Origin of the sequence: Actinomyces urogenitalis DSM 15434 (assembly GCF_000159035.1) — a bacterium.
Classification (GTDB): Bacteria; Actinomycetota; Actinomycetes; order Actinomycetales; family Actinomycetaceae; genus Actinomyces; species Actinomyces urogenitalis.
In genome coordinates this window covers 1,034,023-1,046,206 of record NZ_DS999574.1, presented here as the reverse complement: position 1 = coordinate 1,046,206, position 12,184 = coordinate 1,034,023, and the positions used below count along the sequence as shown (strand labels likewise).

The following is a 12,184-nucleotide window of genomic DNA, read 5'->3' as shown; positions in this document are numbered from 1 at the left end:
CCCGGCCCGCCTCCTCCAGGGCCCCGCCGTGCCGTACAGCCCGACCCCCAGGATCGCCTCGATCGGCGCCGGGGTGGCAGCGCTCGGCCAGGCTGCGCCGTCGTCCCGCTTAGTCCCAGGCCCTGCCACCGGAGGGGCTGGCAGACCCTGGTAGGCATGGCGCCGGGGGACGCCTAGAACAGTCGCGGCTGCGTGGGCGCCGCCGACTCCAGCCACGCCACCAGGGCCGAGTGGGAGTCCTCCAGCATGCCCAGGTCGTAGCGTGCCTGGCCCACCTGGCAGGCCACGTCGACGACGCGACCGGCGGTACCCCGCCGTCGTGCGTCCGTCAGAACCATGTCCTCGCGAGGCATACGGAACTTCGGGCGCCAGGACAGGGAGATGAGCCGGTACCACTCCACCGCCTCGTCACCGAAGCAGGCGACCCCGCTCATCCAGCGGCGGTCCTGCGGACGGCGCAGCGCGCACTCAAAGGAACCGACCTGGCTGGCCAGCAGGCGCACCCGCAGAAGGATGAGGGCGACGAGCACCAGCGCGGCGGCAAGCACCGCAAGCACGCACCAGCCCGTTGCCGTCATCTCAGTCCAGGTTCTCCGAGTCGGTCGCCACGACGTGCTCGCTGACCAGGTCAATGTCCGAGGCGTCGTCTCCGGTGATCTCGGAGTCGACGCGGTCGGCCGCCACCGTGACGACGTCCTGGTCCACCGAACAGAAGCCGCCGGCAACCTCAAGGGTCACAGACTCACCCTCCACGGTCTCGATCCGTACCCCGCCACGGCCCAGCAGAGCCAGGACCGGCTGACGACCAGGCAGCACACCCAGCTCGCCGTCGATCAGCGGGACCGAGACGCTGCGGGCGCTGCCCTGCCAGGCCGTCCCCCCGCGACGGGAGACGACCTCGGCGCTCAGCTCACGCGTACCCGCCATGGTCACTTCTCGGCAAGCTCAGCGGCGCGACGCTCGAGGTCCTCGATGCCGCCGATGTTGTAGAAGGCCTGCTCAGGCACGTGGTCGTAGTCGCCGTCGGCGATGCGCTTGAAGGCCTCGATGGTCTCGCTCAGCGGCACCGTGGAGCCCGGAACGCCGGTGAACTTCTCAGCCATGTAGGTGTTCTGGGACAGGAACTGCTCGATGCGGCGGGCACGGTTGACCGTGACCTTGTCCTCCTCGGACAGCTCGTCCACACCCAGGATCGCGATGATGTCCTGCAGCTCCTTGTTCTTCTGCAGGATGGACTTCACGCGGGTGGCGACCTCGTAGTGCTCCTCGCCCACGAACTGGGGGGCAAGCAGGCGCGAGGAGGAGGCCAGCGGGTCCACGGCCGGGTAGATACCACGGGAGGCGATCTCACGAGAGAGCTCGGTGGTGGCGTCCAGGTGCGCGAAGGTCGTGGCCGGAGCCGGGTCGGTGTAGTCGTCAGCAGGCACGTAAATGGCCTGCAGCGAGGTAATTGAGTGACCGCCCGCGGAGGTGATGCGCTCCTGGAGCTGACCCATCTCGTCGGCCAGGTTCGGCTGGTAACCCACGGCCGAGGGCATGCGCCCCAGCAGCGTGGAGACCTCAGAGCCGGCCTGGGTGAAACGGAAGATGTTGTCGATGAACAGCAGCACGTCCTGGTGCTGGACGTCGCGGAAGTACTCCGCCATCGTCAGCGCGGACAGCGCCACACGCAGACGCGTGCCCGGCGGCTCGTCCATCTGGCCGAATACGAGGGCGGTCTTGTCAAAGACGCCGGCCTCGTCCATCTCGACGATGAGGTCGTTACCCTCACGGGTACGCTCACCCACACCGGCGAAGACGGAGACACCGCCGTGGTTCTGGGCCACACGCTGGATCATCTCCTGGATGAGGACGGTCTTGCCCACACCCGCACCACCGAACAGGCCGATCTTGCCACCCTGGACATAGGGGGTGAGCAGGTCGATGACCTTGATGCCGGTCTCAAACATCTGCTCCTTGGCCTCGAGCTGGTCGAAAGCCGGGGGCTGGCGGTGGATCGGCCAGCGCTCGGTCACCTCAAGCCTCTCGCCCGGGGCGAGGTTGAGGACCTCACCGGTGACGTTGAAGACGTGACCCTTGGTCACGTCACCGACCGGCACGGTGATCGGGGCGCCGGTGTCACGAACCTGGGAGCCACGCACCAGGCCGTCGGTGGGCTTGAGGGAGATCGTGCGCACGATGTTGTCCCCCAGGTGCTGGGCAACCTCGAGGGTGATCTCGTGGTCCTCGTCCCCCTCGCCGGTGCCCTTGATGGTCACCTTGAGGGCGTTGTACATCTCCGGGATGGCGTCGGGCGGGAACTCGACGTCGACGACGGCGCCGATGATCCGCGTGATGCGTCCGGTCCCGGGGGTTGCCGCCGGGGCGGTGGTGGTCTCGTCAGCCATGATCCGTATCTTCCGTGTCCGTGTCTGGCAGTGGTCGGTGGGCTTGTGGGATCGCTACTCAGCGGCCAGGGCGTCGGCACCCGAGACGATCTCAGAGATCTCCTGGGTGATGTCTCCCTGGCGCGCCTGGTTGGCGAGCCTGGTGTAGGTGTTGATGAGGTCCTCAGCATTGTCCGTGGCCGTGTGCATGGCCTGCTGGCGGCTGGCCAGCTCCGAGGCCGCGGCCTGGAGGAGGGCGTTGCGGATGCGGCTGCGCACGTAGCGGGTCAGCAGCGCATCCAGGACCAGCTCAGCTGAGGGAGCAAACTCGTAGAGCGGGGCAGCACCGGTGGCCTCAGCCTTCTGGTACTCCGTGCCGCGCACGTGGTCCTCACGGTCCAGCTCGCTGGGACCGTCCACGTCCACGACGGTCAGCGGAAGCATCCGCCGGACCTCGGGGACCTGGGAGACCATGGAGACGTACCGGGTGAAGACGATATGCACCTCGGCGACGCCCCCTTGCTCGGCAGGAGCCAGGAAGCTCTCCAGCAGAGCCTGGGCGATGTCCTCGATCATCTCCTCGCCGGGGCGATCTGACTCGCCGGTCCAGGACCGCTCGACCTCACGCTCGCGGAAGGAGAAGTAGGACAGGGCCCGGCGTCCGGCGGTGAAGACCACCGGCTCCTTGCCCTCCTCGACGAGCTGGTCGATCAGCCGCTCCGACTCACGCAGGACGGTGGCGGAGTAGGCGCCGGCCATGCCTCGGTCCGAGGTGACCACGAGGACCGCCACCCGCTTGGTGTCGCTGCGCTCCTGGGTGATGGGGTGGTCAAGGCTGGAGTGGGTACCAACGGCGGCCACCGCCTGGCTCAGGGCGTGGTCATAGGGCCCCGCCTCCTGAGCGTTGCGACGTGCAACACCGATCCGCGAGGAGGCGATGAGCTCCATCGCCCTGAAGACCTTCTGGAGGGTCTGGGTGGAGCGGATCCGCTGCTTGTAGACGCGCTGGTTGCCTGCCACGTCAGCCCCTCTTGAGCACGATCTGCTCGCTCGTGCGCTCGGCCGGGGCCTCGTCCTCGGCAGCGGCGACCTCGCCGGTCAGCAAGTGGTCGCCAGCCGCGTAGGAGCTGCGGAAGGCCTCGACGTCTGCCTTGAGCTGGGCCTCGGTCTCCTCGGTCAGCTGCCCGGTGGAGCGGATGGTCTCCAGCACCGAGGAACTGCGACGCAGGTAGCCCAGCAGAGCCGCCTCGAAGGGCAGGACCTCACTGACCTCGAGGTCGTCGAGGTAGCCGTTGGTGCCCGTCCACACGCTCACGACCTGCTCCTCCACGGGGTAGGGCGTGAACTGCGGCTGCTTGAGCAGCTCCATGAGGCGCTCACCGCGGGTGAGCTGCTGGCGCGTGGCGGCGTCCAGGTCAGAGGCGAACATCGCGAAGGCCTGCATCGAGCGGTACTGGGCAAGCGTGAGCTTGAGCGTACCGGCGACCTTCTTCATCGCCTTGATCTGGGCCGCGCCACCCACACGGGAGACCGAGATACCCACGTCGACGGCGGGACGCTGGTCCGCGTTGAACAGATCGGACTGAAGGAAGATCTGACCGTCGGTGATGGAGATGACGTTGGTCGGGATGTAGGCGGAGACGTCGTTGGCCTTGGTCTCGATGATGGGCAGTCCCGTCATCGAGCCGGCGCCCAGGTCGTCGGAGAGCTTGGCGCAACGCTCCAGCAGACGCGAGTGCAGGTAGAAGACGTCACCGGGGTAGGCCTCGCGGCCCGGCGGACGGCGCAGCAGCAGCGATACCGCTCGGTAGGCCTCGGCCTGCTTGGACAGGTCGTCAAAGACGATGAGCACGTGCTTGCCGGCGTACATCCAGTGCTGGCCGATAGCCGAACCGGTGTAGGACGAGAGGTACTTGAATCCCGCCGGGTCTGAGGCCGGGGAGGCGATGATCGTCGTGTACTCCAGGGCACCGCGCTCCTCCAGGGTGGCGCGCACCGAGGCGATGGTCGAGCCCTTCTGGCCGGTAGCTACGTAGATGCAGCGCACCTGCTTGTCCGGGTCCCCGCTGTCCCAGGCAGCCTTCTGGTTGAGGATGGTGTCCAGGGCGATCGCGGTCTTACCGGTCTTGCGGTCACCGATGATGAGCTGGCGCTGACCACGACCGATCGGGATCATCGAGTCAATGGCCTTGAGCCCGGTCTGCAGGGGCTCGTGCACGGACTTACGGGACATGACGCCGGGAGCCTGGAGCTCCAGGGCGCGCCTGCCTTCGGAGGCGATCTCGCCCAGGCCGTCGATCGGGCGGCCCAGCGGGTCGACGACGCGTCCCAGGTAGCCGTCGCCTACCGGCACGGACAGGACCTCTCCGGTGCGGCGGACCACCTGGCCCTCGTCGATGCCGGTGAAGTCGCCCAGGACGACGACGCCGATCTGGCGCTCGTCCAGGTTCATCGCCAGTCCCGCGGTGCCGTCCTCGAAGGTCAGCAGCTCGTTGGCCATGACGCCGGGCAGGCCTTCGACGTGGGCGATGCCGTCCGCGGCGAAGACGACGTGACCGACCTCCTCGGCAGCCACCTCGGCGGGCTTGTAGGACTCGACGAACTCGTCGAGCGCGGAGCGGATCTCCTCCGGCCTGATGGTCAGGTCAGCCATCTGTCGTCTCCTTGTGGGTGGTGGAACCGGTCCAAGGACCGGGACGTGTGGTGTGGGCGGCGTCAGGACGCCAGAGCCGCCCGCAGGTCGTGGATGGAAGAGCTCACGGTGGAGTCAATGACAACGTTCCCGACGGTGACCTTGGCCCCGCCGACGACGGCAGGGTCGACCATCGTGTTGAGCTCGACGTCGCTTCCCAGCCTGCGCTGCAGGACCGCGATGAGGCGCCCCTCCTGCTGACGGGTCATGGGCACAGCGGTCACGACGTCAGCGATGACGCGTGACTGCATCGCGGCTGCCAGCTCGGTGACGCGGCGCAGGTTGCGCGGGACGCCGCCCTCAGTACGGTGACGCACGCACCAGGTCAACAGGCTCATCGCCGGTGCCGACAGGCGCGTGGCGAACAGGGAGCGGGCCAGACGTACCCGGTCCTCCGTCGTCGTGCGCCGCGAGGGCTCGAGCGCCTGACGTAGGTCACGGTTGGCCGTGATGACGTCGGTGACGTCGAAGAGCTCCTGCTCGACGTCGTCGACCGTCCCGTCGGCGCGTGCACCCGCCAGGACCGAGGCGATACCCAGGTCGTGGAGAGAGGAGATGAGGTCGACGGGGGCGGACCAGCGCCCACGCACCATCCCCTGGAGGAGCTCGACGACGCGCGCGTCGACCTTGCCCTCCAGCAGACGGCCCACGAGCGCCGCCTTGTCCTCGCCGTCGCGACCGGGGTCCGTCAGCGGCCCGGCGAGCCGGGCCTTGGCAACCTGGTGAGCCAGGGCGAGGATCTGCTCACCCAGCTCCTGCCCCGCGGCGCCGGCAGCGACGAGCACGGGGTCCCAGGCCTGACGAGCCGCGTCCCGAGACGCGGAGGTTCCGGTGTTCACCGAGCCTCCCCGTGGGCGGCTTCCTGGGCCAGGGCGTCGGTGTCAGACTCCAGGCTGTCCAGGAAGCGGTCGATGACCCGGGAGGAGACCGCGGCGTCGCTCAGCTGTTCACCAACGATCTTCTCCGCGAGCGAGGTCGCCAGGAGGCCGACGTCGGAGCGCAGCGAGATCTGAGCGGCCTGCCTGTCAGCCAGGATCTGGCGCTGGGCGGCCTCCAGGGCGCGTCCGGCCTCAGCCTGGGCCTCGGTGCGGGCCTGAGCGATAATGAGTCGAGCCTCGTCCTGGGCCTGGTCACGGATCTGGGCCGCCTCGCGGCGGGCGTCCTCAACCAGGCGCGCAGCCTTGAGCTCGGCGTCCTTCTGGTCCTCCTTGGCCTTGTCAGCCAGGGCCAGGCCCTCCTCGATCTTCTTCGTGCGCTCGTCCAGCACCGCGGTGAAGCGGGGCAGAGCGAAGAAGATGAGGAGCCCAGCGATCAGCAGGAAGGCAATCGTGCCCCACACCAGGTCATAGCTGTGCGGCAGCAGGATATTGCCCTCGCTGCCAGAGGCAGCCAGGACCGCCGGCGCGAGGGCCGTGGACAGGGTTAGTGAGGTCATGGAGGCGACCGCCCCAGATCAGAAGACGAAGCCCGCGGCGAAGCCGAGCAGACCCAGAGCCTCGATGAGGGCGGCACCAATGAACATGTTGGTGCGCAGGGCGCCGGCAACCTCAGGCTGGCGGGCAGTGCCCTCCTGGGTCTTGGCCACGAGCAGGCCGATACCGATGCCCGGGCCGAGCGTGGCGAGGCCGTAGCCGATGGTCGCGAGGTTTCCCTCCATGGTTTCTCCTTGTGTTCGCACGAACGGGCCAGTGCCTGCTCGCTGGTGTGAGAGGTATTGAGATGTGCGGAAGGTCAGGTCAGTGCGTGTTGATCGAGGACTCGATGTACACAGCCGTCAGCAGAGCAAAGATGTAAGCCTGCAGCGCCGCGACGAAGAGCTCGAAGAGCACGAAGACGATCGCGACGGAGAAGGTCACCACGCCCATAGCCTTCATGGCCCCTGCGGCGTAGAGGAAGAAGTAGTTGGTCGCTGCGTAGCACAGGGCCAGCAGTAGGTGGCCGGAGACCATGTTGGCCAGGAGTCGGATGGTCAGGGTCACCGGCCTCATGATGAGGTTGGAGAGGAACTCGATGGGGATGATGAGCGGCCACAGCAGCTTGGGTACGCCACCAGGCAGCACCGATCCGCGCAGGAACCCACCCACCCCGTGGTTCTTGACCCCGGCGTAGGCGAAGGCGATGTAGGCCACCACCGCGTAGACGATCGGCATACCGATGACGCTGGTGGCAGCGATGTTCAGACCCGGGATGATGCCCGAGATGTTCATGAACAGCACGCCCAGGAAGATCGTGGTGATGATGGGGACGTAGGGGTGGGCGCGTTTCTTGCCGATGATCTCCTCGGCGATGTTGACGCGGGCGAAGTCCAGCAGCATCTCGCACACGTTCTGGAAGCGCCCGGGAACAACCTTGGCCCGCGCGGCACCGATGCCGAAGAAGAGCAGGAGGGCGGCCACCATGATCAGTCGCACCATCATGATGCGGTTGAGCTCAAAGGGCGTGCCGACGAAGGCGAAACTCTTCGGGAAGAAGTCCGAGATTGAAGGAGGCTCGAAGCCGTCGACCTCGCTCGCAGCCGGTGCGAGTGCGGACAGGCTGGCCGCCAGGGCAGCGCTCCTGATCACCAGACCTCCTTTGGATGATGGGATACCGTCGGGACGGGACGGCGTCGTGCGTCACTCTAGCCGAAAGTGACGCGTGGTCCACCTCAGTCGTCGGTGTCCTGAGGAGGTTGGACGGTCAGTGTGCGGCCTGTGGCCAGGCTGCCGACCTCGACAGCCGTGACCGCGAGAAGGATCACAGCCAGGCTGGCGAAGAACCAGCCCGCAGAGAAGCTGGCCTTGTACGGTCCGGCAAGCACCACCACGGCGACCATGACCACGATCTTGGCGGCGAAGGAGATCATGACGCCGCTGGAGGCCAGCAGCGGGTAGCGATCCCACGGCACAGCCAGTGCCGCCGCCGTCACGATCGTCAGCACGGCTCCTGCCCCGGCTCCCCACAGCACACCGGACCAGGCCTGACCGCCTGTCACCCCTCCCCCTGCCAAGGCCAGGGCCGCCAGCACGAGGCCGACGACGAGCACACGCCGAGCAGTACGGCGGAAGACCTCCTGGTGGCTGAGCGGGCCAGGAGGCGGTGGCGTGGGAGTCATGAAAGGTCCTTCGGGCGGATCCGGCGGGTCGTCATGCGTCGGCGCCAGGCCTGACGCAGGCCCGGCATGAGGTCAACCGTCATGAGGACGGTGAACACCAGGGCGATTCCTGCCCCGGGCAGCACCCAGCGCAGGGGGAAGAAGGCCATCGCTGCCACGGAGTAGGAGGCGACGGCGGCCCACAGGTACATCACGAGCACGGCACGGCGGTGGGAGTGCCCGGCAGCCAGGAGGCGGTGGTGCATATGCATACGGTCGGGATGGAAGGGGCTGTGGCCCGCCCGGGTACGCCGCACGATCGCCATCATCATGTCCGTCAGCGGCAGCAGGAGGACGGCCAGGGGCAGCAGGATCGGCAGGAAGACCGGCAGGGCCGTCTGCCCGGCGAAGGCACCAGGATCGATCTGGCCGGTGACGATGATCGTGCCCGCGGCGGACAGCAGCCCCAGCTGCATCGAGCCGGAGTCCCCCATGAAGATCTTGGCGGGATGGAAGTTGTGCGGCAGGAACCCCAGGCAGATGCCCAGCAGCGCCGCGACCACCGTAGCCGCCAGCGAGGTGTAGGAGCCCGGCGAGGTTATGCGCGTCAGCACGTAGACGTAGGCGAAGAAGGCACTGGCACCGATGCCGATGATGCCGGCCGCCAGCCCGTCCAGACCGTCGACGAAGTTGACGGCGTTGATTGCCGCAACCACCACGAGCACCGTGGAGATCAGTGACAGGCGCGAGGAACCGATGGTCAGCCCGCCAATGGGGAAGGTAATGAGCTGGACTCCCTGCCACGCCATGAGGCCGGCCGCCAGCACCTGCCCGGAGAGCTTGGTCAGCCAGTCCAGGTCCCACAGGTCATCGATGACACCCAGCAGGCACACCAGCCCCGCTCCCAGCACCACGGCCCAGGCCGAGCGGTCGATGACGCCTCCGAGGAAGGGCACGCGCGAAGCCACCGCCATCGCCGTGGCGAAGCCCGCGAACATCGCCACCCCACCCAGGCGGGGGATCGGCGTGGAGTGCACGTCTCGGGCACGCACCGGCGTCAGGGCGTTGGTGACCAAGGCGACGTGCCGGACCACGGGGACCGTCAGGTAGGTGACAGCCGCCGCGATAAGCATGATGAGCAGGTAGAGCCTCACGGACGCGGGACCTCGCTGCCGGCCGTCATCGGGGACGCTCCCGCCTGCGTGAGGACCGGGTCCAGGACGACGGCGAGCTGGCTGAGTGAGAGCACGCCGTCGCGGATGATACGGGGAGAGTAGGCATGATCCCCGGCCAGCGAGACGATCGTGGAGGGGACTGGGCCCGGGGTGGCTCCGCCGTCGAGCAGGAGAATGTCCCCCTCGCTGCGGTCGGGCGAGCCGGCGCCCGGTGAGCCGGCCTCGCGCACGCGGCCGGGGAAGGCCACCCGCGCGCTGGCAGCGTCTGTAGCCGGGGGCTGACCGGTGTGGTTAGCGCTGGTGACCGCCATCGGGCCGGTGGCGCGCAGCAGCTCCAGGGCGAGAGGGTGGTCAGGCATGCGCACAGCGATAGTCCCGCCGGTCTCCCCCAGGTCCCAGCCCAGGTCCGGTGCGGCGTCCAGGATGATGGTCAGGGCACCGGGCCAGAAGGCCTCCATCAGCGCCTGGGCGGCAGGCGGCAGCGCTCCGACCACGCCGTCGAGCTGGTCAGGCCCTGCGACGAGAACGGGCGGGGGCATCTGGCGCCCGCGGCCCTTGGCTGCCAGCAGGCGTGCAACGGCGGCCGCGTCCGAGGCGAGAGTGCCGATGCCGTAGACCGTGTCGGTCGGGATGATGACGAGCCCCCCGTCACGCACATGCGCGACGACGGTACTCAGGGTCCGGTCCTCGTTCACGTCGGTCATCCTCCCACGATCCTGCTCACCCCCGGTGACCGCCTCACACGATGCGCCGCGCGGCGGCCCAGCGAGTGAGCTCGTTGCGGTTGGACAGTTGAAGCTTGCGCAGCACAGCGGATACGTGTGTCTCCACCGTCTTGACCGAGATGAAGAGCTCGGAGGCACACTCCTTGTAGGTGTAGCCGCGGGCGATAAGCCGCATGACCTCGCGCTCACGCGCAGACAGGCGGTCCAGCTCGGAGTCGGCCACGGCGACCTCTCCCGTCCCTGCCCCGAAGGCGTCCAGGACGAATCCGGCCAGCCGCGGGGAGAAGGCGGCGTCACCGGCGGCCACGCGCCGCACGGCCTGGGCCAGGTCCGCGGTGGAGATGGCCTTGGTGACGTAGCCCCGGGCGCCCGCGCGGATGACGCCGACGACGTCCTCGGAGGCGTCGGAGACGCTCAGCGCCAGAAAACGGGTGGCAGGCACGTCATGGCAGGAGGCCACGACCTCTGTCCCTCCCCCACCGTTGCCGCCGGGCAGGTGGACATCGAGGAGGACGACGTCGGGCGCAAGCGCGTGGACCGCAGCAATCGCACCCTCGACGTCGTCCGCTTCGGCCACCACCTCGAGGTCGGCGGCGTGGGAGGTCAGCTCAGCGCGCACCCCGGCACGTACCAGGGCGTGGTCGTCAACGACGAGGAGTCGTAGGCGGGCAGGAGCCCCGCTGCCAGTCTCCTGTGAGGCAGAGCCGGCGGGGAGGGAGGAGGTCGAGGCCATCATGATCCTGAGGATACGGAGGTGGGACGGTGCGAGGAGGACGAGGAAGATGCGGGGAGGGAGGACGTGAGTGCCAGATGGACCTCGGTGCCCTGCTCCAGACGGCGGATCCTGGCCTGGCCACCGTGGCGAGACATGCGGGCGATGATCGACTCGCGCACGCCGTGGCGGTCGGAAGCGATCTCGTCGAGATCGAAGCCGGTCCCACGGTCTCGCACGAAGACCTCCAGGCTCTCCGCCGCGATCTCGGCATAGACGCTGACCGGTGGGGCGCCGTGGCGCACGGCGTTGGATAGGGCTTCACGCGCCGCGGCCACGACGACCTCGGTCTCACGGTCCGGGGCACGGTCCCCGACGATGACCAGGTCGATCCCCACGCCGTAGCGGTCCTCGATCTCCCCCACCAGGTCCCGCACGGCATCGGCCACCGAGGTGCCGGCCTCCGGACGGTCGGTATAGAGCCAGGCACGCAGCTCCCTCTCCTGGGAGCGCGCCAGACGGGCCACGGTCTCAGGCTCGTCCGCCCGCTTGCGGATGAGGGTGAGGGTCTGCAGGACAGAGTCGTGAAGGTGAGCGGCGATGTCCGCGCGCTCGGCCTCGCGCACCTCAGCGGCGCGGGCCTGGTTCATGGCCCGGTTGGTCTGCAGCCACACGGGCGCGAGCACGAGCGCGATGCAGATCACCAGCGCACCGCCCGTCAGCGCTCCGGTCAGCAGGACCCGTGGAGGGGTGTCCGCGCCGATGACCAGGAGGATGCCCACGGCGGCCAGGACGACCCCGCCTGCCAGGCGCAGTGTGGCGCCGCGGTCACGCTCAGGCCCGGTCACAGCGTCAATCTGGGACCAGGACAGGGCTGCGCCTGCTGCGATGACCAGGGCCGGCAGCAACCACTGCCCGGCCGGGAGGTAGCCGGCCCGCCACACGGTGATGAGCAGCGCGGCGAGTACGAGCGCGCCTCCACCCAGCAGCGTGGTGGCGTTGGCGGACAGACGTGAGGCGCCGTCGGAGGGGGACTGCAGGCGTGAGGCGAGCCGGGCGCGCGCTGGCGGGACTTGACCGGCGGCCTCAGCCCAGGGATCGCCGGCTGGCACGAAGGCCCATAGCAGGAGATAGAGCAGGACGCCCGCTCCCGCCATGAAGGCAGCCGCCACCATAGCGAGACGGACCCCGGCCACCGCCAGTCCCAGGTGCGCGGCCAGACCGGCACAGACTCCGCCGACCACACGGCGTGGAGCCTCTTGGGGCAGGGGCGTGCCGTGAGCACCGGGGACCACGGCGGACGCAGAGGCACGCAGAGGGCGGCGCAGCGGCAGGCGCGTGGAGGCGCGTCGTGGTGTGGCCGTCGTCGTCATGGCTCCATCGTGGCACGTGGGTGAGACAGAAATACCTCCCTGAGGGTGGAACCAGGGGCGCGGAGTCG

General features: G+C 68.6%; 14 protein-coding genes. All 14 read right to left on the bottom strand.

Features of this window, described 5'->3' with window-relative positions; genetic code table 11:
- Positions 1-173 precede the first annotated feature (173 nt).
- Entirely contained in the window at positions 174-578 is a 405-nt protein-coding gene (locus tag HMPREF0058_RS04540) for a DUF2550 family protein (protein ID WP_006548517.1), read from the bottom strand.
- Between the two features lies 1 nt (position 579).
- Positions 580-927 carry a F0F1 ATP synthase subunit delta/epsilon gene (locus HMPREF0058_RS04535; RefSeq protein ID WP_040319521.1) on the bottom strand — a complete coding sequence of 116 codons (348 nt, stop codon included), beginning with the start codon at positions 925-927 and terminating at the stop codon, positions 580-582.
- A gap of 2 nt (positions 928-929) precedes the next feature.
- Positions 930-2,387 (bottom strand): F0F1 ATP synthase subunit beta, encoded by a 1,458-nt coding sequence (atpD, locus tag HMPREF0058_RS04530; protein WP_006548515.1) that lies wholly within the window; start codon positions 2,385-2,387, stop codon positions 930-932.
- Between the two features lie 54 nt (positions 2,388-2,441).
- On the bottom strand, positions 2,442-3,386 hold the full coding sequence (locus tag HMPREF0058_RS04525) for a F0F1 ATP synthase subunit gamma (protein WP_006548514.1): 945 nt from the start codon (positions 3,384-3,386) through the stop codon (positions 2,442-2,444).
- A gap of 1 nt (position 3,387) precedes the next feature.
- The gene (gene atpA / locus HMPREF0058_RS04520) at positions 3,388-5,019 is read right to left on the bottom strand and encodes a F0F1 ATP synthase subunit alpha (protein ID WP_006548513.1); all 1,632 of its coding nucleotides are present in this window, start codon (positions 5,017-5,019) and stop codon (positions 3,388-3,390) included.
- 62 nt (positions 5,020-5,081) lie between these two features.
- The gene (locus HMPREF0058_RS04515; protein WP_024036060.1) at positions 5,082-5,897 is read right to left on the bottom strand and encodes a F0F1 ATP synthase subunit delta; all 816 of its coding nucleotides are present in this window, start codon (positions 5,895-5,897) and stop codon (positions 5,082-5,084) included.
- Positions 5,894-6,493, bottom strand: coding sequence for a F0F1 ATP synthase subunit B (locus tag HMPREF0058_RS04510; protein WP_006548511.1), 600 nt, complete (start codon positions 6,491-6,493; stop codon positions 5,894-5,896). Before HMPREF0058_RS04510 ends, HMPREF0058_RS04515 begins: the two co-directional genes overlap by 4 nt.
- A gap of 18 nt (positions 6,494-6,511) precedes the next feature.
- Complete coding sequence (gene atpE / locus HMPREF0058_RS04505; protein WP_006548510.1) at positions 6,512-6,715, bottom strand: ATP synthase F0 subunit C; 204 nt, start codon at positions 6,713-6,715, stop codon at positions 6,512-6,514.
- 79 nt (positions 6,716-6,794) lie between these two features.
- A complete protein-coding gene (atpB, locus tag HMPREF0058_RS04500) occupies positions 6,795-7,622 on the bottom strand; it encodes a F0F1 ATP synthase subunit A (protein WP_006548509.1) in 828 nt (275 codons plus the stop codon).
- An 83-nt stretch (positions 7,623-7,705) separates the two neighbouring features.
- On the bottom strand, positions 7,706-8,152 hold the full coding sequence (locus tag HMPREF0058_RS04495) for a hypothetical protein (RefSeq protein WP_229082984.1): 447 nt from the start codon (positions 8,150-8,152) through the stop codon (positions 7,706-7,708).
- Positions 8,149-9,285, bottom strand: a complete 1,137-nt coding sequence (locus HMPREF0058_RS04490) for an MraY family glycosyltransferase (protein WP_006548507.1) — start codon at positions 9,283-9,285, stop codon at positions 8,149-8,151. The genes HMPREF0058_RS04495 and HMPREF0058_RS04490 overlap by 4 nt, the downstream gene beginning before the upstream one ends.
- The gene (locus HMPREF0058_RS04485; RefSeq protein ID WP_006548506.1) at positions 9,282-10,010 is read right to left on the bottom strand and encodes an L-threonylcarbamoyladenylate synthase; all 729 of its coding nucleotides are present in this window, start codon (positions 10,008-10,010) and stop codon (positions 9,282-9,284) included. The genes HMPREF0058_RS04490 and HMPREF0058_RS04485 overlap by 4 nt, the downstream gene beginning before the upstream one ends.
- 34 nt (positions 10,011-10,044) lie before the next feature.
- A complete protein-coding gene (locus tag HMPREF0058_RS04480; protein ID WP_006548505.1) occupies positions 10,045-10,767 on the bottom strand; it encodes a response regulator in 723 nt (240 codons plus the stop codon).
- On the bottom strand, positions 10,764-12,116 hold the full coding sequence (locus HMPREF0058_RS04475; RefSeq protein WP_081449151.1) for an ATP-binding protein: 1,353 nt from the start codon (positions 12,114-12,116) through the stop codon (positions 10,764-10,766). The genes HMPREF0058_RS04480 and HMPREF0058_RS04475 overlap by 4 nt, the downstream gene beginning before the upstream one ends.
- Positions 12,117-12,184: the final 68 nt, after the last annotated feature.

Coding starts and splice junctions, on each gene's coding strand:
- HMPREF0058_RS04540 (WP_006548517.1), bottom strand. CDS start 578: ATGACGGCAACGGGCTGGTGCGTGCTTGCGGTGCTTGCCGCCGCGCTG.
- HMPREF0058_RS04535 (WP_040319521.1), bottom strand. CDS start 927: ATGGCGGGTACGCGTGAGCTGAGCGCCGAGGTCGTCTCCCGTCGCGGG.
- atpD (WP_006548515.1), bottom strand. CDS start 2,387: ATGGCTGACGAGACCACCACCGCCCCGGCGGCAACCCCCGGGACCGGA.
- atpA (WP_006548513.1), bottom strand. CDS start 5,019: ATGGCTGACCTGACCATCAGGCCGGAGGAGATCCGCTCCGCGCTCGAC.
- HMPREF0058_RS04510 (WP_006548511.1), bottom strand. CDS start 6,493: ATGACCTCACTAACCCTGTCCACGGCCCTCGCGCCGGCGGTCCTGGCT.
- atpE (WP_006548510.1), bottom strand. CDS start 6,715: ATGGAGGGAAACCTCGCGACCATCGGCTACGGCCTCGCCACGCTCGGC.
- HMPREF0058_RS04495 (WP_229082984.1), bottom strand. CDS start 8,152: ATGACTCCCACGCCACCGCCTCCTGGCCCGCTCAGCCACCAGGAGGTC.
- HMPREF0058_RS04485 (WP_006548506.1), bottom strand. CDS start 10,010: ATGACCGACGTGAACGAGGACCGGACCCTGAGTACCGTCGTCGCGCAT.
- HMPREF0058_RS04480 (WP_006548505.1), bottom strand. CDS start 10,767: ATGATGGCCTCGACCTCCTCCCTCCCCGCCGGCTCTGCCTCACAGGAG.
- HMPREF0058_RS04475 (WP_081449151.1), bottom strand. CDS start 12,116: ATGACGACGACGGCCACACCACGACGCGCCTCCACGCGCCTGCCGCTG.